Genomic DNA, 23,454 nt, shown 5'->3' with positions numbered 1-23,454 from the left:
AAAATTGAATGATTCAGGGGGGATTCCCCTGAATCACAATTTAAAAGTCATAGGAGGGATAGCATGGGGGAGAAGTCCATGGGATTAAGCTTAAAAGAAGGGTTGTTAAAAGAAAGAGAAGCATTTGTATGCCATAAAGAAAAAAATGGAGGAGCAGGCTTTAAGTGTGATTCAGAGAGTGTATCAGGTGCTGTAAGCCAAAGAGCTTGTGTTTACTGTGGTGCTAGAGTAGTGCTTAACCCCATAACAGATGCTTATCATATTGTTCATGGACCTATTGGTTGTGCCAGCTATACCTGGGACATAAGAGGAAGCTTGAGCAGTGGAGAAGAAATATATAGAAATAGTTTTTCTACAGATCTTTTAGAGAAGGATGTAATCTTTGGGGGAGAGAAAAAGTTAGCTGGTGCTATAGATGAAATTGTAGAGAAGCATCATCCAAAGGTAATATTTGTGTATTCTACTTGTATAGTTGGAGTAATTGGAGACGATGTTGATGCTGTTTGTAGAATGGCTGAAAAGAAGCATTCTATAAGAGTTATTCCTGTAAGGTCACCGGGTTTTGCGGGACATAAATCTATGGGATATAAAGCTGCCTGTAATGCATTAATAGAGCTTATGGGAGAAGAAAAGTCAACAGAAGAAAAAATTGAAGGAATTAATTTCCTTGGAGATTTTAATTTAGCAGGAGAAATTTGGATTATATCAGAATACCTAAAGAAGTTAGGTATTAACGTTGTAGCAAAGATAACTGGAGATGGTAAGTGCGAAGAAATAATGAAAGCAAAAAGGGCATCTTTAAACATAGTACAGTGTGCTGGTTCTATGAATTACCTAGCAAAAAGAATGGAAGAACTTTATGATGTACCCTTTATAAAGGTAAGCTTTTTTGGAATAGAAGATACAAAACTTTCACTATTAAGAATAGCAGATTGTTTTAATGATCCACAAATTAGATTGAGAGCAGAGAGGCTCCTTGATGATGAGATAAATTCTGTCATTAAGGAGCTGAATTATTATAGAGAGAGACTTAAAGGAAAGAAGGCTGCGATATATGTAGGAGGAGGATTTAAGGCAATTTCTCTTATAAAGCAGTTAAGAGATCTTGGTGTTGAAACTGTATTAGTTGGTACTCAAACAGGAAAAAAAGATGAGTATGATGAGATAAGAATGTTATCAAATGAAGGTACAGTAATATTAGACGACTCAAATCCATTTGAACTTGAAAAATTTATAAAAGAAAAAGGTGCAGACCTATTAATTGGAGGCGTAAAGGAAAGACCACTTGCTTACAAGTTAGGTGTAGGTTTTTGTGATCATAACCACGAAAGAAAACACCCGCTTTCTGGCTTTGAAGGAGCTTTAAATTTTGCTAAGGAGATAGATCTAACAGTTAATAGCCCAGTATGGAGCTATATACGGTAGGGGGGATAAAATGAGCAGAAATTATAAAAACCTAAATGTAAACCCATGTAAAATGTGCATGCCAATGGGTGCAGTAATGGCATTTAAAGGAATTGAAGACAACATGGTAATAATCCATGGCTCACAAGGATGTAGCACTTACATAAGAAGGCACATGGCAACACACTATAATGAACCTATAGACATAGCGTCTTCATCTCTTACAGAGGATGGCACTGTATTTGGAGGAAGTAAAAATCTTAAAAAAGGCTTGAGCAACATGATTAAGCTGTATCAGCCTAAAACTATAGGAGTTATCACTACCTGTCTTGCAGAAACCATAGGTGAGGATATTGAAAGAATAGTAGCAGAGTATTATGAGGAGACAGGAATAAGTGGAGTTGATATTGTGCCAGTGCATACTCCAGGTTACGCGGGTACACAGGAGGAAGGATATTATAGTGCCCTTAAAGGTGTAGTAGAGAGATTTAGTGAAAAAGGAAAGGATAACGGTAAGATAAATATAATCTGCGGTAATCTAAATCCTGGTGACGTTAGAGCCCTTAAGGAAATGCTCGAAAAATTAAATATTCCCTATATACTGCTGCCAGATGTGTCTGAGACCTTGGATGGACCATACGAAAAAGAGTATAGCCGCATAAGAAAAGGTGGAACGACTATAGCGGATATAAAGGATATGGCAAATTCAATTGCAACCATTGAGATGGGAATTGCAGTTCCTGAGGATAGTTCTCCAGGGGCATACCTTAGAGATAAATTTAATGTACCACTTTATAAATGTTCCCTTCCTTTTGGATTAAGGAATACTGATAAATTGTTGGAACTTTTATGTAATATTGCTGGAAAAGAACTTCCTAAAAGTATAAAGACCGATAAAGGAAGATATATTGACACTATGGTTGATAACCACAAGTTTACCGGAAGGGCTAGAGCAGTTATTTATGGTGAAGGCGAACTAGTGATAGCAATGGTTAAGCTTTGTTGTGAGAATGGGATAGTTCCAAAGATTGTAGCAACAGGTGGCAATAATCCTAAAGTTATTAAAATGCTAAAGGAAGAAACAATGAACTTAGGAGAAGAATGTATCCTACTTAAGGATACCGATTTTGAGACTATAGAATCTCTATGCAAAGAGCAAGGAATAAATATCATAATTGGTAGCTCTGATGGTAGAAGAATGGCAAGTAGGTTGAATCTTAAAATAGTAAGAGTCGCTTTTCCTGTTCACGACAGAGTTGGAGCTCAGAAAAAGTGCATAACTCTATATAACGGTTCAGCACTACTTTTAGATGAAATAGCAAATGTAATAATAGAAGAGACGGAAGAAAGCTTTAGAGAAGAAGCTTTTACAAAATATTTTGTAGATAATAAGATTCAAGAAGAGAAGAAGCTTGAAGAGGAGAAAAAGCAGGAGGGGAACAATATGATAACAAATCTTGATAAAAACTTAAATCATCCATGTTTTAATAAGGACGCTCACGATTGTGCCAGAATACACCTTCCAGTAGCACCAAAATGTAATATATCCTGTAACTACTGCAGTAGAAAGTATGACTGTGCTAATGAAAGTAGACCAGGAGTAACCAGTGAGGTGTTAACACCAGAACAGGGATTTGCAAGATTCAAGGAAGCTAAAGAAAAGATAGAGAAACTAACAGTTCTTGGAATAGCTGGACCAGGAGATGCTCTTGCAAACTTTGAAGAAACAAAGAAGACTATTGAGCTTATAAAGGCAGAATATCCAGATACAATTATATGTCTTTCAACAAATGGACTTATGCTTCCATTCTATGCGCAGGAACTTGTAAACCTAGGTGTATCTCACGTTACAGTAACGATTAATACAGTAGATAAGACTATGGGAGCAAAAATATATAAATTTGTAAATTACCTAGGAACCACATATACTGGTGAAAAGGCTGCAGAAATATTGCTGAATAATCAATTAGCAGGACTTAAGTTCCTATCTTCACATGGTGTTGTATGTAAGGTTAACATAGTAATGTTAAAAGGTATAAATGACGATCATATTGAAGAAGTAGTTAAGACTGTAAAAGAGCATGGAGCATCTATTACAAACATCATGCAGCATATACCAGTTAAGGAAAGTGTATTTTCAGATTTGTCTCTAGTAAGCAATCAAGAGCTTAATGAGATGAGAAAGAAGTGTGAAGGTCACTTAAAGCAGATGTATCACTGTAAGCAATGTAGAGCGGATGCAGTGGGAATACTTGCTCAAGACAGATCTATAGAGTTTAGAGGAAGTGGTTGTGGATCTTCTTGTTCAAAATCTCAAGATGGTATAAGCATAAAGAGTTACAAGTTTGCAATTACCACAAAAAGTGGAACTAATATAGATCAACACTTTGGCATGGTAGAAGAATTATATGTATATTCTTATAGCGCAGGAAAGGTTAAGTTCTTAGAAAAAAGACCAATTGCTAAGTACTGTACAGGAAAATCAGAGTGTGATGATCACGAAGATAAAATTGAAAAAATAATAAAGACAATTGAAGATTGTGATGCAGTTCTTACAATGAGAGCAGGATTATCTCCAGAAAAGAAGCTGCAAGAAAAAGGAATAAAGTTAATTCAAATGTACGATGGCATCGATAATGGTATTAGAGAAGCTGCTAAATTAATGAACATTTAAGAAGTAAGAATGTAAATCTCTCCGCATCTTTTTTGGGGGGATGTGGAGTAGTTATATTTTATGTAGTAGTATTTATAATTGTCTTTTATTGAAATAAAATGAGAGAGTTAGAATATATAAGTTCAGTTTATAAATCTCAATATGAACTTATATATCTAATAAGGAGGGAGCTAAATGTCACTATATCATAATAACAGAGAATTAAAAATTATAGATGCAACATTACCTAGGAATATACAGTTGAAGGAGAGTATGGTTAGCTCCTTCATAAACCTCTCAAAGGAAATAGGAGTAGACCTATTTTTAATAGATCAGAATCTATTAAAAAAGATAAAAATTGAAGATCATTGTAAGGATTTTATACTTTATGTAAAAAATATTGAGGAGTTTAACAGGGGAAATAGACTTGGTATTAATAAGTTTATGATTACTTATGATGCTATTGTAGAGGATTATCTTTTTTATGAAAAATTAGTTGATATTAAGGAAACACTTATACTTGAAATTCCACTGTCTATTTTAAAGAGATTGGATCTAAATTGGTTGAGAACATGTATAAAAGCCTATTCTATATCTTCTTTGGTTATATCTCATATTGACTATTATGAGTTTTCACACTTACCATTGATGATAGAGGAGTTAAGAGAGAGCCTTAATGTAGAAGTTATACTTTTTCCAACTGATAGATTCTCGATGGGTACTGCTATTGTATTGGAAGGAGCAGAGGTGTCAGATGGTATCATATGCGGCTTTAATGGAGGAGATTATGGTATGGTATCCATGGAAGAAGCATTAGTAGGTCTTAAGGTTATAAATAAGTTTCAGCTTGGAGGAAGCATCGGTAGGCTGAGTGAGCTTAAGGAGATATATGAGAATCTAATGGGAGTCAAGGTTAGAAAATGTAAAGCTGTAATAGGAGAGGAAATATTTGATTTTGAATCTGGAATACATGCAGATGGTATAGCAAAAGATCCTCATACCTATGAACCTTATGAACCTGGAGATGTGGGCATGAAGAGAAGACTTATCATAGGCAAACATTCAGGAACAAAGTCCTTGAAGATGAAGCTTATTGATCTGGAAATTGACTATAGTCCACTTGATCTTAGTTTAGTTCTTGAGACGGTAAGAGAGTGGAGCATTAAAATGAGAAGAGGTCTTAATGATGGAGAACTTTTATCTTTAATTAAAGGTATGAATATTAAGAGTATTGGGAATAGGTAGGTGGTAATATGGAAGTAAAGATTGTTGACACCACCTTAAGGGATGGAGAACAAAAGGCAGGAATAGCTCTAGGATTTTGGGATAAGGTAGAGATAGCTAAGCTTTTAAGTTCCCTTGGTGTATATCAAATTGAAGCTGGTATACCAGCCATGGGAGGCGATGAGAAAAAAAGTATTGAGAAAATAGCAAGTCTTGGGCTTGCTTCGAAAATATCTGCATGGAATAGGATGAGTAAGGAGGATATAAGTCATTCCTTGGACTGTAATGTAGATATTGTTCATATTTCAGTACCAGCATCAGATATACAAATTTATTCAAAGCTTAGGCGTAATAGAGTTTGGGTTAAGGATAACATGATAAGGGCTGTATACTTTGCAAAGGAAAAGGGGGCAGAGGTAGTTATTGGTCTTGAAGATGCTTCTAGAGCCTCATTTAGCTTTTTAGAAGAACTTTGCGGGGATGCAGTAAAACTTGGAGTAAATAGAGTAAGATATGCGGATACAGTAGGTATAGAAATACCAACAAAAATTCAAAGTAAGATTGCTCGCTTAAGAAAAAGTACAGGTGTAGATATTGAGATTCACTGTCATAATGATTTTGGGATGGCAGTAGCAAATTCTTTTACTGCTTATGAAGCAGGAGCAGCATTTGTAGATTGTACTATAGGTGGTATCGGTGAGAGAGCAGGCAATTGTGATTATAATGGTTTTTGTAAGGCTAGTGGTGAACTTTTTGGAATGTTTCCACTAGGATCGATAGATAAAGTGCAAGAAGTTGAAGCACAAATAAAGAAGATAATATTTAGCAATAATGAAAGAATTCAATAAACCTTTTATAAAGAGCCTAACTCTATGAGTTGGGTTTTTATTTTTGTTAAGATTATTATAGGTTTTTTCTTTTTATAGTAGATTGTGTAGGAAATATTTCCTTCTTCATATATAATATTTTTTGTAGAGGTATTAGCAGCTGCGGGCCAGATTTTGGCGAAAGCTGTAGTAAATCCAACTGACATTGTAGCCTATGCAATAATACTTATAGTCCATTGCATAATTCCAACTTCTTACAAAAGAAAAATCCGACCTTTACGAAGCTCCATCCATAAACTTGTCAAAAATTGAAGGTGGAGATGTGTATAATAACGTTCCGGATTATTGCAAAATGTGCCTTGATATAAGATTTTTGCCTGATCAAAATATAAATAAAATTATAAGAGAAATAGAGAAAGCAGTAGAAACTAAAGTTAATATTCATTCTTATGGTGATGCAGTTAAGACTAAGATAGATGATATTTATGTTAAAAATCTTAGCCAATATATAGCTAATTTTACAAAGCTTAATGCAGAAATTTTCGGACAACATGGTTCTGCAGATACAAAATTTTACTCAAAATATGGAATACCAGCTGTTGAATTTGGACCTATAGGTGGAAATTGGCATGGTGATGATGAATATGTAGTTCTAGATTCTGTATATATGTATAAGAATATACTTAAGAATTTTATATTGAACGTATAATCAGAAAATAAAAGGAGTGTATATTCATGAAAGAAGAGATATTTTTTCAAATATTAGATAAAGAATTAGTAGTAGCTCTGGAATGCACAGAACCTACCGCTATAGCACTAGCAGCGAAAATATATTAAGGAAGAAAAAGTCGTTGATTTAAAGTAAGTAGGACTAGGGAATGTTTACACATCTAGAATATCTCTAATTAACAATGTTTTTCATTATTCAATAAGCATTGTTAAAAAACATAAACTTAATATCTAACTACATTTTAAAAATAAATCTGTAGATTGTAAAGCTGAACAGGTATGATACCTGCTCAGCTTTGTTATTGTCATTTCACAGAGTGAAATCTGCCTCAAACTATAGATATACAACTTAATAACTGAACTGTGTATATTTAAATAGGCTCCATGTTTGCTTAACTTTATTTACTATATTCTTTTGAAGAATTGTGTCGAATATTCCCTGGAAAGCATATTATAATAACAAATACTGCTTACAGTTAATTTTAAAACTTAGTAGTACTATGGAGATGGTAATAGTGAAGAAATTTTTTCTTGAGGATCTTCAAAATATTATAAATGGGAATATACTCAATTGGAATACCAATCGGCCAGTAGAGTTGTTTGTGGAACAGCCAGATAAACCTCTGTTAAATTGTCTTTATTATTTATTTGACGGTTGTGATGATGAAGACAAGTTATTAAAGAAGTTAGTAGAATGTGGTGCAACTGGCGTGATAATAAAAGCACCACATAGACTTAATATATATAAATGGAAAAAGTTTAAGATTGGCGTTATAGAGGTGGAGCATCTCACGGAGTCATATTTGGAACTTGCCAAAGTATTTCGTTCACAATTTAATATTCCAATCATACAAGTGATAGGAAGCTCTGGAAAAACAACAACAAAAGATATGATAGGAGCAGTTCTTAATGCAGGTATTCCAACGCTTGTAGGGTACAATAACTATAACGCTCCTTCGGGAGTTGCGTATAATCTATTTTCTATTAGAAAGTATCACAGAGCTGCAGTGTTAGAGGTAGGCATGAAGGGGCGTGGTATTATGTCGTTATCTTCTGAGATGGTAAAGCCTAATATTGGAGTTCTTACGTCAATTCAACGTGCACATCTTGTTAGTCTTGGTTCAATTGAAAATATTATTGAAGCTAAGGCCGAGATTTTTGACTATCTTGATGAAGCTGGATTGCTTATTATAAATGGTGAGGATGAAAACTGCATTAATTTTCCGATTGGCAGATATAAAGGGAAAGTACTGAAGTATGGATTTTCAGATAAGTTTGATCTTTGGGCATCAAATATTAAATATAAGAATTTTAAGTCTTATTTTAGAGCTAATGGGCCAGGGATTGAGATTGATTGTATATTAAATACCGTAGGAAAATATAATATAGCTAATGCATTGGCCGCTATTCTAGTTGGTCTTCAACTAGGATTAAGAAAAGAAGACATAAAAAGAGGCCTTTCAAATTTTGAACCTTCAAGTGGTAGGTTAAAGATATACGATGGAATTAAGGGAACTGTATTGATTAATGATAACTTTAATGCAAACCCTGATTCCACCAGACAGTTGCTTCAAGAAATACCTTATTTTACAGATGATAAGCCACTTATGTTGGTTTTAGGTGATATGGAACGTCCGGATGAGGAAGTAAGGCAATATGCTAAGGAAGTACACTTTTCTATTGGAGAACAATTAGCTCAAATAAAGTTCGATAGTTTAATAGCTATTGGTAAATGGGCAAAGGAATATGTGAGAGGAGCTATGAGTAAAGGAGTTCCTCAATCAAAGATGGTTTACTTTGAAACTGTAGAAAAAGCTGAAAAGTATTTTAAATCTTCAATAATTCCCGGAAGTGTGATAGTTTTTAAAGCTTCAGTTTACGTACCTATAAGACATCTTATTAGATCTCTGGGAGTAGAATATTGATAGCTTTTTCAATAAGCTTTAAGCATCTTAATACTTTGTACTTTTTATCAAAAACTCAACTTAGAATAAACAGATTCTTAGTTGAGTTTTACTTCATAAAATGAAAACTTCAGATTACATATATTGACTATTCACAAGGAGGAAGTTTTATGAAGTTGACAATTATAACTGATGGTTCTCCGGAAGGTGTTAAAATAGAGAATCTTCTTAAGGATGAGGGAATAAGTAGTAAGTTATATAGCTCTTATCAAATAAGATGGGGAAATTGGATAGATCAGGGAGACAAAGTAACCACATTTAATTCTTGCACAGCAATAAAAAACACATCAGACAAGGAACAGGTAATATTAATTTTAGGAAAGAATCATATAAACTGTCCAAGAAGAATAAAGCCAGGAAAAAAAACTATTTTTCCTATAATCGGGAGAATGTTTGAGCATAGTAACGGGGGTACAGACATTATAGTAATCGACAGTATATCTGAATATAAAAAAAGTGATAGAGAATATTTTGTGGAATATATTAAACTTGAGGAAGAATACAGAATACATGTAATGGATGGAAAAGTGTTCTTTATAGAAGAAAAATATCTTCCTAAAAAAATACATCTAAAGAAATATTATAAAGTTAAAAGGATATCACCAAGTAAGTTAAAGAAAATTAGTTTTAATGCCAGAAAAGATGAATTATTTAAGGAACAAATTTACTGTTCAGATGACTTAGATGAGTTTGAAAATCAGTCTGATATTATTATTAGAAGTAAAGAATTTGGTTGGAGGCTTAGAAGAACAGATTTAAATTATCTTAGTTCTAATGAAAAAGACAAGCTAGTTACGATAGCTATAAAATCAGTTTATGCATTAGGTTTAGATTTTGGTGTAGTTACTATAGGAAAGAGTTTAGATGGCAAATTTTACGCACTTGATGTAGATGCTTCTTGTAAATATATGTCAAAAAACTGCCTTGATGCATATGTTAAGGAATTTAGTAATCTTTTATTAAAGTACGATAATTTAATGAATAGAAAGATTAATGTAACAATTGGTGCTGATCCAGAGTGCATGTTAAAAGATAAAGATACAAATAGCTTGATTTATGCCTCAGACTTTTTCGGTAAGAAAGGTCTCTATGGCTTGGATGATAGAAGTATAGAATCGGGGAAAAGATGTTACCCTTTAGTAGAGTTAAGACCACAATATTCCACTAATCCTCGAGATGTGGTAGAATCCATTAAATATATACTAAAAATGATAGGTGAAACTATTGACTATAAAAATATAGGATTATATGCAGGTAGTATGCCTTTACTTGATTACTGGGTAGGAGGACATATCCACTTCGGAATTCAACCTAATTATAAACTCATAAGAGCTCTAGATAACTATTTAGCACTGCCTGTTATGATGATTGAGAACTCTTATTCTTCAAGAAAAAGAAGAATTAAATATGGAGCACTTGGAAACTATCGCTTAAAGTCATATGGTGGATTTGAATACTGTACCTTAAGCAGTTGGCTTATAAATCCAGAAATTACAACGGGAATACTTTGTCTTGCAAAGGTTATTGCTCAAGAGTATTTAAATTTAAATGAAGAATTTATCTGTAATTATTCTGATATTAGAGCTTTTTATCAAGTTAATAAAAATTATTTTAAAGATAAAGTAGGGAAAATCCTAAAGAATATTTCAGAAACCCATACGTTTATACAATATAGCAAAGAATTGCGACCTTTATTTAAACGTATTATGGAATGTAAAGAGTGGGATGAAACAACAGATTTAAAGGAAAACTGGAGTATTCCCTCATCTAATGAGGTGTACAAGCAAACCTTAAGATGTTTTATTCCTAAGAAGAAAAGAGAAGAACTTAATATCAAGCAGGGTAGTACAATAACAATAATGATTGGAAGAAATAAATATATGGTTAAGGTATATCCTAAAGATGATTTCTCCCCTGAAAAAGATAGCTTAGTAAGTTTTTCAGAGGATATATGCAAAGAAATAGGAATAAAAGGGGATGATTGTGTAGGTTTATGGTTTGATGATAAAGATAAAATCTTTAGGGCAGGACCTATATTAGGAATTTTAAGCTATAGAGAAGAAGATCCTCTTGGACCTTTTGCTAGACAAACATCTTTATTTAAAAAATTAATAAAGCTTTCTAAATATAAAGGAATTATAACTTATGTATTCACTATTTGGGATGCAGATTGGAAAAATCATCAAGTTAAAGGGTATACCTATGATTTTGAAAAAGAAAAATGGATAAAACGATATTTTAAAATTCCTAATGTGATTTATGACAGAGGAGATGTATATACTGAAGAGCATTATGGAAAATATTTTACTAAGTATATAGATTACACAAATAAATATGATATAAAGTCTATAAACAGTTTAGATTGTATAAATCTTACCAATGATAAATGGAATATCCATTGTCTTTTGGAATCAGATGAGAGAACTAAAGAATATCAAATAGATACTTTCCTATATGAAAAAGATAAACTTTTAAAGGATTGTATTGATAGGTACAAACATGTATTTCTTAAGTTAAGAAAAGGAAGCAGGAGCAAAGGTATTATTTCTGTAGAAAAATTGGATGACAGATACTGTGAGCTAACTTATAAAAACTTGCATGATCAAACCGTAAAAATGAAAGTAAATAGAGCAGAATTGACAAGTGCTGTAACAGATCTGTTTGATAAATTTGATTGTAGTCCATCAGATTATATTATTCAAAAGGCTATACCGCTTAGTAAATATTTAGGAAGAAAATTTGAAATAAGGGTAGTAATGCAAAAAAATGGTGAAGGATTTTGGTTAAGAACCTGTATGGTTGCAAGAGTTTCAGGCAAAAATAAAAAGTTTATGACTCCGTATGAGGAATATGATATTAAATCTTCAGTAGTGATGTCAACTTGCTTTGGTGATAATGCTGAAAAAATAGTAGAGGATATAAGAAAGGCATCTAGGAAAGTTGTAGAACTAATTGATAATAAACAAATACAGGCTGGAGAAATTGCTATTGACTTTGCTATAGATAAAGATTCTAATGTTTTTATCATAGAATTAAACTCAAAACCAGATAATCTACTGTCCACTATAGGAGCGTATAAAATGAGAAATACTGCTTTATATAGATTGCTTGAATATGTGAAGTTTTTAGCCTATAAATGAAACAGAAGTTGTTTCTTTAGTGAGGATGCCCCAAGCTACTTTTGAGACATCCTCCTTCACTATATTATAATTATAGTTTTTATATATTTAGGCACATAGTATTCTTCTAATATAAAAAATACTATGTTAATTTAAGTAAGTAGGAGTAGGTAATGTTTACATATCTAAAATATCTATAATTAACAATATTTTTAATTATTGAATAAATATTGTTAAAAGGCATAAAATTAATATGTAACCATATTTTACAATAAATCTATATGTAATAAAACTGACCAGGCGTCAAGTCTGCTAAGTTTTAGCCAAATTTCACTTTGTGAAAAGGTAGAAAATAAAGGCAATGGTGCTATGGGAGTATTTAATTTCTATGGCACCATTTTCTTATATAATATATAAGAAACAACTTTATGGGGGGATTAGTAATGATTATAGGTTTGGTCAAGGAAATTAAGAACAATGAAAACAGAGTAGGATTAACACCTAATGGAGTATCTGTGCTAATCAAAAGAGGACATAAAGTACTAGTTGAAAAATCTGCTGGAGAAGGCAGTGGGTTTGAAGATAGTCAATATGAAAAAGCAGGAGCAGAAATTTTTCCAGATAAAAAGAAGATATTTGATACTGTTGATCTAATAGTAAAGGTAAAAGAACCTTTAGAGTGTGAATATGAACTATTTAGACAGGGACAAACACTATATACTTATCTTCACCTAGCGCCAAATCTAGAACTTACAAAGGCTTTATTAGACAAAAAGGTTACGGGCATTGCTTATGAAACTGTTCAACTTCCAAATGGAAGACTACCTTTATTAGTTCCAATGAGTGAGATTGCAGGACGGATGTCAGTTCAAATAGGAGCAAATCTTCTTCAAAAGTTTAATGGAGGATCAGGGATACTGTTAGGAGGAGTGCCAGGGGTAGCTCCTGGAGAGGTAGTAATCATAGGAGGAGGTATAGTAGGAACAAATGCTGCTAAGATGGCAGTGGGATTAGGAGCAAAGGTAACAGTGCTTGATATTAATAATGAGAGGTTGGCATATCTTGATGATATTTTTGGAGGGAGAATAACAACATTAGCTTGCAATGAATATAACGTTGAAAGTGCGGTTGAAAAGGCAGATTTATTAATAGGAGCAGTATTAGTTGCGGGTGCGAGTGCACCTAAGATAGTAACAGAAGAAATGGTTAAAACTATGAAGAAGGGTTCTGTAATAGTAGACGTAGCAATAGATCAAGGTGGTTCAATTGAGACTATAGATAGAGTAACGACTCATGATAAACCATACTATGAAAAATATGGAGTAATACATTATTCAGTAGCTAATATGCCAGGAGCAGTTCCAAGAACATCTACATTGGCTCTTGAAGCAGCTACACTACCTTATTTATTAGAAATTGCAGATAAGGGTGCTAAAGAAGCAATGTTATCTAATAAAACACTTCTTTTAGGATTAAATACTTATAATGGATTTGTAACATGTAAGCCAGTTGCTAATGATTTAAAGTTACTTTATGTAAATGCAGAGGATGTATTGAGCTTTACAGGTAAAGAAGTTTTATAGGATTTTACTTAAATAAACCTCATATATATCGATATTGTTTGGTTCTAAGCACCTAATGATTGGATAATTAATAAATAAGGTAGCTACGGTAACAATAAAAGACTGTCTAAAGAACAACAAAACTTTAGATAGTTTTTTACATGTTTCACTTTCTTAGGGTGCAGTTGGAACATTATTGGAAATTGGTTTTCATATTGTTAATTTATAAGTGTTTAATTAGAATAGTTAATAAATTAATACAAAAAAGTGCAAAAAGATGAGAAAAACCCAGTGGATAATGTTTACATATTGAAAATATTTATAAAATCTTAAGTTTTTGGGTGTTGAACAAATGATGCTATATAAGTAAAATTATAGTAAGAGTTAGGGTTTAGTAAGTTTTTTGAAAATAGAATTCTTCTTAATAAGAGAGATGAAAAGCAGTTAAGGGGATATTTATTACGAATAAATAGAGCAATGGTGCTAAGGAAGTGTTTAACTTCCTTAGCACCATTTTTTTTGTAAAACTAATTGGGGTAGAAGGGACATAAGATTTTAGTTTAAAAAATGAGATTTTTAAGGGGGACTACTTAATGAAGAAAAAAACATTTATTTTTGGACTGATAGCTACAATGACTGTATCAAGCATGTTAGGGGCATGTGGAAAAGCTGATAGTGCTAGTTCAGGAAGTCAGGTAGTAAAAATTGCAACATGTACACCTCTTTCAGGTTCACAGGCAGCAATTGGGGAATCAATTAAAAATGGAGCTCAAATGGCTCTTGAAGAACGTGTTGAGGAATTTAAAAAGCTAAATATTGATTTGAAATTAGCTGCTCAGGATGATCAAGCTGACCCAAAACTTGGTGTTTCAATTGCACAAAAGTTAATTGTTGATAAGGATGTTCTAGGAGTAGTAGGACACTTTAACTCAGGAGTAGCGATTCCAGCTTCAGAGATTTATAAGAAAGAAAATTTATCTATGGTTTCTCCAGCTAATACAGGAGTTGCAGTAACAGAAAGAGGCCTTGAAAGTGTAAATCGTATTTGTACTAGAGATGATGTTCAAGGGCCGGCAGCTGCTGATTTTGCATTAAAGAATCTAGGGGCAAGAACAGCATTTGTTATTCATGATAAAACAACCTATGGACAAGGAGTAGCTGATGAATTTAAAAAGACCTTTGAGACAAATGGTGGAAATATAGTAGGCTATGAAGGTATAACTGCTGGAGAATCAGATTTTAATGGAGTTTTAAATAAAGTTTCTTCTGTGAAACCAGATGTAGTTTATTTTGGAGGAATATATCCTGAAGGTTCATTAATCATAAAGCAAATGAAGGAAAAGAATATAGAAGCAAAATTTATAGGCCCAGATGGTATGGATTCTAGTGAGGTTGTAAAAATCGCAGGGGAAAGTGCAGTAGGAGTGTATTATACATCTATGTCTGCAGATGTTACTGTAACCGATGCAGGTAAAGAATGGGCTAAAAAGTACGAAGCTAAACTTGGAAAGGCACCAGAAAATTGGTCTATTTATGGATATGACGCTATGAATGTTATGTTAGATGGGATAAAGAAAGCTATTGAAGATAATGATGGTAAAAAACCTTCTAGAGAACAAGTTGTTAAATCAGTAAGAGCCATAAAAGGCTTTGAGGGAGTAGCTACAAAAGTAACCTTTAATAGCAAAGGTGACAATGAAGATGCTGTTATGTATGTATGTCAATTTAAAGAAGCTAAATATCCATCTACTGTAGTTAAGAGTATAAAAGCAAAAGATTATTTAAAATAGCCCTTATTTTTCCTTTAATTAATATATATTATTAGGACCTGATATTTCAGGTCCGCTGTTTTTGAATTAAATATAGATAAACAACTTCATAACTGAATTATAATTCAGATATACAAGTTCATAATTAAATTAAGGATTTAATGATTGAACTTATATATCATTAGGAAAAGCATTACATGTTGAGACTATTTTCATGAATTGTTTAAAGAGTGAAGTTGTTATCGTTAATAGAAAGGAAGTGAATCTATGGACCAATTATTACAGATGATTCCTCAACTTATTATAGATGGGTTAACATTAGGTCTTGTCTACGCTATTGTAGCTTTGGGATACACTATGGTGTACGGTATTTTGGAGTTTATAAACTTTGCTCACAGTGAGGTGTTTATGGTTGGGGCCTTTATTGGAACAGAAGTGCTTTTGTTTATGCAAAGCATGGGGTATTTAAGTTCTATACCTGCGCCAATCGCTTTAATTATTGCTTTACTAATTGCTATGTTATTTAGTGGTACTTTAGGAGTAATAATTGAGAGAATTGCATATAAGCCAATTCGAAAGGCACCTAAGTTAATTCCTTTTATATCAGCAATAGGAGTTTCCTTCTTCTTACAGGATGCTGTTCGTCTCGTAGAAGGATTAATTAAAAATGCGTTTTATATTACTGCTCCTACAATTTTTAATTCAAGTGTAAATATTTCAAGCTCACTTAAGCTTCCTGTGAAAGCAGTTTACATTGCTACAATTTCAATATTTATTATGGTTGCTTTAAATCTTTTTGTTTCTAAGACAAAGTGGGGAAAGGCAATGAGAGCAGTAGCACAGGATCAATCTACCTCTATGCTAATGAGTATAGATGTAGATAAAGTAATTTCTCTTACTTTTCTAATTGGAGCGGCTTTAGGTGGAGCTGCTGGTACATTGTTTTCAATTCAATATTCACTAATTCATCCATATATAGGATTTGTACTTGGAATGAAAGCTTTTACAGCTGCAGTTTTAGGTGGTATAGGAAATATTCCAGGAGCAATGCTTGGAGGTGTAATTCTAGGTATTCTTGAGACTTTTGGATCCGCTTCTTTAAGTGTTGTTTCTCATGGTGTTTTAGGCGCAGAATATAAGGATATATTTGCCTTTATAATTTTAATTGTGTTGCTTTTATTCAAACCAAGTGGATTATTAGGGCAAACTGTAGGAGAGAAGGTGTAAGAAATGAGAAATATTTATAATAAAGTACAAATTCTACTGATTATAGTAGCTCCCGCACTCTTTTTAGTATTTGACAATTCTCCAATTACATTTTTATTATATCTATTCTCTTTATTTACATTATATAAGTGTCAACTTAAAATTCCTATAAAGATTGGAGTTGCTATAGCAAACCTATTATTAATTATTCCTGTTGTGGGTAGAAGCAACAGTTTCTATATGGATATAATAACTCAGGTTGGAATATATTCAGTGCTAGCTATAGGTCTTAATATAGTTGTAGGTTTTGCAGGACTACTTGATTTAGGTTATGTAGGATTTTATGCAACAGGAGCGTATGTATATGCTATATTTGCTTCTGCTCAAGCAAGCAATTTCATATATTCCTCATGGGTTAGCTTCCCGATATCAGGGAACTGGTTTTGGTTATTTTTATTAATTTGTATGATAATAGCTGCTCTTGTAGGAGTATTATTAGGGCTTCCAGTTTTAAGACTAAAAGGAGATTATCTTGCTATAGTTACTTTAGGGTTTGGAGAGATAATAAGAATTTTATTAAACAATATGGATAAACCAATCAATATAACAAATGGACCAAAGGGGATAGTTCCTGTTGAACCACCAAAATTATTTGGAATTACATTAAATTCTTCTGTGCACTTCTATTTTATTGTACTTATTGTTCTTTTACTAACAATTGTAGTAGTAAACAGATTAAATAATTCAAGAATAGGAAGAGCCTGGACTGCAATAAGGGAGGATGAATTAGCAGCAAGAACTATGGGAGTACCTCTTGTTAAAATGAAGCTTATGGCTTTTGCTTGTGGAGCAGCCTTTGCAGGAATGATGGGAGTAATTTTTGCAGCTAAGCAGTCCTTTGTTGATCCATCAAGCTTTGGATTCATGGAATCCATAGGGATACTTGCTATGGTACTTATGGGGGGTATGGGAAGTATAGCTGGTGCAGTTATTGGAGCAGCGGCAGTAGTTATTCTTCAATTTCAAGTATTAAAGGAGTTATCAAATTTCTTCACAAGTCTATCGACTTCTGGAATTATACAAATTCCTTCTCAGTTAGATCCAGCTAAATACGAGAGATTAGTTTTTGGTGTTATTCTTATTATAATGTGTATTTTGCGTCCCAAGGGTATTTTACCTGCTAAAAGAAAACTTCATATTGCAGGTAAAAAGACTCTTAGATTCATTAAAAAAGAAAAAGACTCTTTTTTAACTAGTGATTAGGAGGGATAATATGAAACTGCTAGAAGTTAAAGGATTAACCAAACGCTTTGGAGGACTGACAGCTATTGATTCTATAGATTTAACCATTGATGAAGGGCAAATTGTAAGTGTTATAGGACCTAATGGAGCAGGAAAAACAACTTTTTTTAATATGATAAGTGGTCTTTATCCTTCTGATGAAGGAGAGATTATATTTAATGGGAAAAAACTTAATAAGCTTACTCCAGAAAAGGTGGCTTCCTGTAGGATTTCAAGAACATTTCAAAATATTAGACTTTTCCCAGAGATGCTTACAGTTGAAAATATAATGGTAGGAATGAATATTAACCTATCCTATGGAATTAAAGATATTATTTTTAAAACAAAGAAAATGAAAGATGCGGAACTAAGTGCATATATGGAGGCATTAAAGCTTCTAGAGTACGTTGGATTGGAAGAAAAAGAAAAAGAACTTGCTAAAAGTCTTCCTTACGGAGATCAGAGAAGATTAGAAATAGCAAGAGCTCTTGCTTTAAGACCTAAACTTATTATGCTTGATGAACCTGCAGCAGGTTTAAACCCGAAGGAAACAGAAGAAATGAAGGAATTTATTTTAAAAATAAGAAAAGATTTTGGGTGTTCGATATTATTAATAGAACATGATATGAAGCTTGTTATGGGTATTTCAGATAAAATAGCTGTTATTAATTACGGAGTAAAGATTGCAGAGGGCAAACCTGATTATATTAAAACTCATAAAGAAGTAATTAAAGCTTATCTTGGAGAAGAAAGTGAAGAGATAACAGCTTAAGAGAGGTGAAGTAATGTTACACGATAAAGTAGTTTTGCAATTAAGAAATATTCATACCTACTATGGAAGTATTCATGCCCTTAAAGATATTTCTTTTGAGGTTAAAAGTGGAGAAATAGTAACATTAATAGGAAGTAATGGAGCAGGGAAAAGTACAACTCTTAGAACTATATCATCTATCGTAAAACCTAAAAGTGGTGAAGTGATTTTTCAGAATAAAACAATTAATAATCTTTATGCTCATCAAGTGGCAGAGCTTGGAATTGCTCATGTACCTGAGGGGAGAAAGATATTTCCGAGAATGACTGTTGAAGAAAATCTTGAAATGGGAGCATTTAGATTTGATGATAATGAAAGAATAAAAAGAAATAAAGAGTATGTGTATGGATTGTTCCCTAGACTTAAGGAAAGAGAAAAGCAAAAAGGAGGAACTTTAAGTGGTGGTGAGCAACAAATGCTTGCTATTGGTCGTGCATTAATGAGTGAACCTTCTATATTAATTATGGATGAACCGTCTATGGGACTTGCACCATTAATGATTGATGTTATATTTGATATAATAAAAAAACTAAATTCTAAGGGTATGACAATACTACTTGTAGAACAAAATGCGCATAAAGCATTAAAAATTGCTAATAGGGGATATGTACTTCAAACAGGAAGTATCGTTTTAGAAGGAACTGGCGAGGAACTTCTTAAGAATGATATGGTAAGAGAGGCTTATCTAGGTTAAGTTTAAGGAATAAATATTAGATAGATTTTAGATAGGTTATGTTGTGATAATTATAAATAAAAACATTCCCGTTATCTTTGGAGAAGCGGGAATGTTTTTAGTATTTTAATGTGATGAAGTTGTTAAAAAATTGTTATAAACTTCGTTGATGAAAGTTTTATACAGTAATATACTATTTATGAAATAATATACTATAATGTAAATAGCATCAAATACATAGTTTATGTGTGAAATTGATTAAAATAAAAAGTATAGTGGATGGTGATTTAACATGAGCGACTATATGGTACAACTTATCAATTTAAAAAAAGAATTTAAGGAACATATAGCAGTAGATGATATCTCTATTGATATAAAAAAAGGAGAGTTTTTAACTTTATTAGGACCTAGTGGATGTGGAAAGACAACAACTCTTCGTATTATTGCAGGCTTTGAAGAACCTACAAGTGGTAGGTTGTTAATTGATAATGAAGATGTATCATATAAGCAACCACATGAAAGAGATGTTAATACTGTATTCCAGAGTTATGCTTTGTTTCCTCATATGACTATATTCAATAATATTGCATTTGGTTTGAAATTAAAGAAGTTTTCTAAAAGTGAAATAAAAGAAAAGGTAATGGAAGTATTAAAACTTGTACAACTTAAAGGATATGAAAATAGATATCCATCCCAGCTTAGTGGCGGCCAAAAACAGAGAGTTGCAATAGCAAGAGCAATTGTAAATAGTCCTAAAGTACTTTTGTTGGACGAACCTCTTGGAGCATTAGATTTAAAACTTCGTAAGCAAATGCAATTTGAATTAAAACATCTTCAGCAAAAGTTAGGAATTACGTTTATATATGTAACGCATGATCAAGAAGAAGCATTAACTATGTCTGATAGAATTGCAGTTATGAACGGTGGGAAAATTGAGCAGATTGGAGTTCCTGATGAAATCTATGAAAGACCTAAAACAAAGTTTGTTGCTGATTTCATTGGTGAAATAAATATTTTCGAGGCGAAAATTAAAACAATAGAAGAAGATAATGTGTACATAGAAATAGAAGATGGTCAGCAAATATGTATAAAACTTAAAATGTTATCAGAATATACTCTGGGAATAGATGATAACATACTAATAACTATAAGACCTGAGAGAATGAAATTGAGTTGCTCAAAAGATCAAGGAAAGAATGTTCTTTTAGGGACTGTGAAAGAAAGAATATATGTTGGTTCTGTTCAGAAGACTGTAGTAACTTTGAAAAATGGAAAAGAAATCGTTGTTAATGAACCAGCTGGATATATATTAGATTTAGGAAAGGATAGAAAAGATATATTTGTGAGTTGGGAATATGAACATGCGGTGGTGATAAAACCATGAGGAAATTAAAAGACAAAGGAATTATATGGACCCTTTCACCAATAGTATTTTGGCTACTTGCTTTTTTAACTATACCTCTTATTATAGTTATGGTTATGGGGTTTCTTACAAGAGGTGTATATGGACAAGTTGAATATAATTTTAATACAGAAAATTATACTAAACTTTTAAATCCAGTATATATAAAGATATTAATAAATTCTTTAAAAATCTCTTTTTTAGCTACGATTACGTGTCTTATAACTGGATATCCTTTTGCTTATTTTATAACAAAGGCACCAAAAAGATATAGATCATTACTTTTTATGCTTATAATAATACCTTTTTGGACCAATTCTCTTATAAGAACATATGCTTGGATTGTATTACTTAGGACAACAGGTATTATAAACTCATATTTATTAAAATTAGGTTTGATTTCTGCACCTATACAAATGCTTTATACAGATGGTGCAGTTTTACTTGGTCTTGTATATACATTATTCCCTTTTATGGTTCTTCCGTTATATGCATCCATAGATAGTGTTGATAAATCTTATATTGAAGCCGCAACTGATCTTGGAGCTACCCCTTGGAGAACTTTTTGGAAGATAACTATTCCTCTTACAATGCCAGGAATAATAGCAGGATGCATACTTGTTTTCATTCCAACATTAGGATTGTTTTTCATTCCAGATTTAATGGGTGGTAGTAAAGTCATGCTTATTAGTAATCTTATAAAAAATCAATTCCTTACAGCAAGGGATTGGCCTTTTGGTTCAGCTATTTCTATAGTCATTATAGTGATTACTTTTATACTTATAGGATTATACGTTAAGCTTAGTGGAGGTAGTAAAAAAACGGAGGTGATATAGTTGAGGAATAAAGGAATAACGAGAAGTATATTTTCATTATATACAATTTTAATATATATAGTTTTATATATGCCAATGATTATTTTAGTGGTTTTTTCATTTAACAATTCAAAAGTTAATGCTGTATGGCAGGGATTTACTTTCAAATGGTATCTAGGATTGATGAAGGATAGTGCAGTCTTAAAGGCCATGGCAAATAGTATTATGATAGCTGTTATAAGCACTTTGATTTCAACAATGATAGGTACTTTAGCAGCAGTAGGAATGTATAAATATAAATTTAAGGGTAAAACAGTGTTAGATGGTATGATCTATGTACCGGTAATAATACCAGAATTAGTAATGGGTATAGCGCTACTTATGTTATTTTCTCAGGTGAAACTTCCGCTTGGAATGTTAACATTGATTTTAGCACACATAACATTTAGTATTTCTTATGTTGTTATTGTAGTAAAGGCAAGGCTAGAAGGATTTGATAAAGCACTTGAAGAAGCAGCAATGGATTTAGGAGCTAGTCCGTTTCAAACTTTTATAAAAGTTACACTTCCTATTATAATGCCAGGAATAATAGCAGGAGCTCTTTTAGCATTTACATTATCACTTGATGACGTAATAATAAGCTTCTTCGTTTCGGGTCCAGGAGCTACAACTTTACCTCTGAAGATATTTTCTATGGTAAGGCTTGGAGTAACGCCTGAAATAAATGCACTTTCAACAGTAATGTTAATATTTACATTAACAGTTGCAGTTATTTCAGAACTAATTAGATTGAAGTTTAGTAACAACAATTAAAATTTATATAATTGGGGGATGATGATTTTAATGATTAAGAAATCAAGGATATTTAAAAGATTAATAAGTGCAGGACTTATAGCTTTTATGCTAGGAAGTGTCATGACTGGATGTGGCAAAAAACAATCAGAGCTTAATGTTTTCAATTGGTCTGAATATCTTCCGCAATCAGTTATAGAAAAGTTTGAAAAAAAATATAACATAAAGGTTAACTATACTACTTATTCATCAAATGAAGAAATGCTAGCAAAGATTATGGCTGGTGGTTCACAGTTTGATATTTCCGTAGCAACAGATTATATGGCAGATATAATGATAAAACAAAAATTAGCTGAAGAAATAAACATGGACAATATTCCTAATCTTAAGAACATAGGTGAACAATTTAAGAATATGTCATATGATCCAGGAAACAAATATACCGTTCCATATATGTGGGGAAATGCTGTAATTGCTGTTAATACAAGCAAAGTAAAAACTAATGTTACAGGATATAGTGATTTATGGAATAGTGAATTTAACAATTCACTTGTAGTATTAGACGATGAGAGAGCAATATTAGGTGCTGTACTTAAAAAGCTAGGATACTCCATGAATGAAACTGATCCGAAGAAATTAGAAGAAGCTAAACAAGAGTTCTTAAAGCTTAAGAAAAATATAAAAGCTTATGACAGTGATAGTCCGAAAACTTCGCTTATAAATGGAGAAGCTGCTGCTGGAATCGTTTGGGGTGCTGAAGCAGTACTTGCAGAAAAGGAAAATAAAGATATAAAAGCCGTATTACCTAAAGAAGGTATGTATTTATGGCAAGATAACTTTATAATTCCTAAGGGTGCACCTAACAAGGAAAATGCTGAGCTTTTTATAAACTTTATACTTGATCCTGAGATAAGTGCAGAGATTTCAAAGGATTTTCCATATGCAAATCCTAATGTAGAAGCACATAAATATATGGATAAAGAGACTTTAGAAAACAAGACTATATATCCAGGTGAAGAAGATATGAAAAAAGGAGAACATCTTAAGGATTTAGGAGATGCTCTTAAAGAATATGATAAAATTTGGACTGAAGTAAAAAGTCAATAATTGAAAATATATTAAAGGGGCTTTTTCAAAAGTAGTAATACTTTTGAAACGGCCCCTTAACTTTTACTTTCATTAATTGTTTATGTAGATCTTTAGGAGGCTTAGTGGCCTTGCAC

17 protein-coding genes and 1 pseudogene are annotated in these 23,454 nt (G+C 32.4%); all 18 read left to right on the top strand.

The annotated features are described in order from the left end of the window. Positions 1-78 precede the first annotated feature (78 nt). The 18 genes and pseudogenes from nifE (at position 79) to CPJCM30710_RS18145 (ending at position 23,338) form a co-directional block, all read left to right on the top strand. The gene (nifE, locus tag CPJCM30710_RS03375; RefSeq protein WP_212902901.1) at positions 79-1,425 is read left to right on the top strand and encodes a nitrogenase iron-molybdenum cofactor biosynthesis protein NifE; all 1,347 of its coding nucleotides are present in this window, start codon (positions 79-81) and stop codon (positions 1,423-1,425) included. 10 nt (positions 1,426-1,435) lie between these two features. Beyond that, the gene (gene nifB / locus CPJCM30710_RS03370; protein WP_212902764.1) at positions 1,436-4,078 is read left to right on the top strand and encodes a nitrogenase cofactor biosynthesis protein NifB; all 2,643 of its coding nucleotides are present in this window, start codon (positions 1,436-1,438) and stop codon (positions 4,076-4,078) included. Between the two features lie 174 nt (positions 4,079-4,252). After that, complete coding sequence (locus tag CPJCM30710_RS03365; protein ID WP_212902763.1) at positions 4,253-5,302, top strand: homocitrate synthase/isopropylmalate synthase family protein; 1,050 nt, start codon at positions 4,253-4,255, stop codon at positions 5,300-5,302. An 8-nt stretch (positions 5,303-5,310) separates the two neighbouring features. Next, a complete protein-coding gene (locus CPJCM30710_RS03360; RefSeq protein WP_212902762.1) occupies positions 5,311-6,129 on the top strand; it encodes a beta/alpha barrel domain-containing protein in 819 nt (272 codons plus the stop codon). 268 nt (positions 6,130-6,397) lie between these two features. After that, positions 6,398-6,529, top strand: a pseudogene (locus CPJCM30710_RS18010) (peptidase dimerization domain-containing protein); the annotation flags it as partial. After that, positions 6,506-6,817 carry a M20/M25/M40 family metallo-hydrolase gene (locus CPJCM30710_RS03355; protein WP_281413948.1) on the top strand — a complete coding sequence of 104 codons (312 nt, stop codon included), beginning with the start codon at positions 6,506-6,508 and terminating at the stop codon, positions 6,815-6,817. The pseudogene CPJCM30710_RS18010 and the gene CPJCM30710_RS03355, both read left to right, overlap by 24 nt. 535 nt (positions 6,818-7,352) lie before the next feature. Next, positions 7,353-8,762 (top strand): UDP-N-acetylmuramoyl-tripeptide--D-alanyl-D-alanine ligase, encoded by a 1,410-nt coding sequence (locus CPJCM30710_RS03350; protein WP_212902761.1) that lies wholly within the window; start codon positions 7,353-7,355, stop codon positions 8,760-8,762. A gap of 149 nt (positions 8,763-8,911) precedes the next feature. Then, positions 8,912-11,941 (top strand): putative amidoligase domain-containing protein, encoded by a 3,030-nt coding sequence (locus CPJCM30710_RS03345; RefSeq protein ID WP_212902760.1) that lies wholly within the window; start codon positions 8,912-8,914, stop codon positions 11,939-11,941. A gap of 422 nt (positions 11,942-12,363) precedes the next feature. After that, complete coding sequence (ald, locus tag CPJCM30710_RS03340; protein ID WP_212902759.1) at positions 12,364-13,503, top strand: alanine dehydrogenase; 1,140 nt, start codon at positions 12,364-12,366, stop codon at positions 13,501-13,503. A 572-nt stretch (positions 13,504-14,075) separates the two neighbouring features. Continuing rightward, positions 14,076-15,272 (top strand): branched-chain amino acid ABC transporter substrate-binding protein, encoded by a 1,197-nt coding sequence (locus CPJCM30710_RS03335; protein ID WP_212902758.1) that lies wholly within the window; start codon positions 14,076-14,078, stop codon positions 15,270-15,272. Between the two features lie 246 nt (positions 15,273-15,518). Then, positions 15,519-16,478 (top strand): branched-chain amino acid ABC transporter permease, encoded by a 960-nt coding sequence (locus CPJCM30710_RS03330; RefSeq protein ID WP_246503440.1) that lies wholly within the window; start codon positions 15,519-15,521, stop codon positions 16,476-16,478. Positions 16,479-16,481: 3 nt separating this feature from the next. Further along, complete coding sequence (locus CPJCM30710_RS03325; protein ID WP_212902757.1) at positions 16,482-17,720, top strand: ABC transporter permease subunit; 1,239 nt, start codon at positions 16,482-16,484, stop codon at positions 17,718-17,720. A 10-nt stretch (positions 17,721-17,730) separates the two neighbouring features. Then, on the top strand, positions 17,731-18,510 hold the full coding sequence (locus CPJCM30710_RS03320; protein WP_212902756.1) for an ABC transporter ATP-binding protein: 780 nt from the start codon (positions 17,731-17,733) through the stop codon (positions 18,508-18,510). 13 nt (positions 18,511-18,523) lie between these two features. Next, positions 18,524-19,243, top strand: a complete 720-nt coding sequence (locus CPJCM30710_RS03315; protein WP_212902755.1) for an ABC transporter ATP-binding protein — start codon at positions 18,524-18,526, stop codon at positions 19,241-19,243. Between the two features lie 271 nt (positions 19,244-19,514). Further along, positions 19,515-20,606, top strand: a complete 1,092-nt coding sequence (locus tag CPJCM30710_RS03310; RefSeq protein ID WP_212902754.1) for an ABC transporter ATP-binding protein — start codon at positions 19,515-19,517, stop codon at positions 20,604-20,606. Then, positions 20,603-21,460, top strand: coding sequence for an ABC transporter permease (locus tag CPJCM30710_RS03305; RefSeq protein ID WP_212902753.1), 858 nt, complete (start codon positions 20,603-20,605; stop codon positions 21,458-21,460). Before CPJCM30710_RS03310 ends, CPJCM30710_RS03305 begins: the two co-directional genes overlap by 4 nt. Continuing rightward, entirely contained in the window at positions 21,461-22,252 is a 792-nt protein-coding gene (locus tag CPJCM30710_RS18150) for an ABC transporter permease (RefSeq protein ID WP_246503439.1), read from the top strand. Between the two features lie 30 nt (positions 22,253-22,282). Further along, positions 22,283-23,338, top strand: coding sequence for an ABC transporter substrate-binding protein (locus CPJCM30710_RS18145; protein WP_212902752.1), 1,056 nt, complete (start codon positions 22,283-22,285; stop codon positions 23,336-23,338). Positions 23,339-23,454 lie beyond the last annotated feature (116 nt).

This window comes from Clostridium polyendosporum, from assembly GCF_018332455.1.
In the GTDB taxonomy this organism is placed as follows: Bacteria; Bacillota; Clostridia; order Clostridiales; family Clostridiaceae; genus Clostridium_AY; species Clostridium_AY polyendosporum.
The sequence above is the reverse complement of the archived record's forward strand: the minus strand, read 5'-3'. Positions and strand labels throughout refer to the sequence as shown.

Excerpts from the sequence above, each read along its gene's own strand:
- nifE (WP_212902901.1), top strand. The coding sequence starts at position 79 with ATGGGATTAAGCTTAAAAGAAGGGTTGTTAAAAGAAAGAGAAGCATTT.
- nifB (WP_212902764.1), top strand. The coding sequence starts at position 1,436 with ATGAGCAGAAATTATAAAAACCTAAATGTAAACCCATGTAAAATGTGC.
- CPJCM30710_RS03365 (WP_212902763.1), top strand. The coding sequence starts at position 4,253 with ATGTCACTATATCATAATAACAGAGAATTAAAAATTATAGATGCAACA.
- CPJCM30710_RS03360 (WP_212902762.1), top strand. The coding sequence starts at position 5,311 with ATGGAAGTAAAGATTGTTGACACCACCTTAAGGGATGGAGAACAAAAG.
- CPJCM30710_RS03345 (WP_212902760.1), top strand. The coding sequence starts at position 8,912 with ATGAAGTTGACAATTATAACTGATGGTTCTCCGGAAGGTGTTAAAATA.
- ald (WP_212902759.1), top strand. The coding sequence starts at position 12,364 with ATGATTATAGGTTTGGTCAAGGAAATTAAGAACAATGAAAACAGAGTA.
- CPJCM30710_RS03335 (WP_212902758.1), top strand. The coding sequence starts at position 14,076 with ATGAAGAAAAAAACATTTATTTTTGGACTGATAGCTACAATGACTGTA.
- CPJCM30710_RS03330 (WP_246503440.1), top strand. The coding sequence starts at position 15,519 with ATGGACCAATTATTACAGATGATTCCTCAACTTATTATAGATGGGTTA.
- CPJCM30710_RS03325 (WP_212902757.1), top strand. The coding sequence starts at position 16,482 with ATGAGAAATATTTATAATAAAGTACAAATTCTACTGATTATAGTAGCT.
- CPJCM30710_RS03320 (WP_212902756.1), top strand. The coding sequence starts at position 17,731 with ATGAAACTGCTAGAAGTTAAAGGATTAACCAAACGCTTTGGAGGACTG.
- CPJCM30710_RS03315 (WP_212902755.1), top strand. The coding sequence starts at position 18,524 with ATGTTACACGATAAAGTAGTTTTGCAATTAAGAAATATTCATACCTAC.
- CPJCM30710_RS03310 (WP_212902754.1), top strand. The coding sequence starts at position 19,515 with ATGAGCGACTATATGGTACAACTTATCAATTTAAAAAAAGAATTTAAG.
- CPJCM30710_RS03305 (WP_212902753.1), top strand. The coding sequence starts at position 20,603 with ATGAGGAAATTAAAAGACAAAGGAATTATATGGACCCTTTCACCAATA.
- CPJCM30710_RS18145 (WP_212902752.1), top strand. The coding sequence starts at position 22,283 with ATGATTAAGAAATCAAGGATATTTAAAAGATTAATAAGTGCAGGACTT.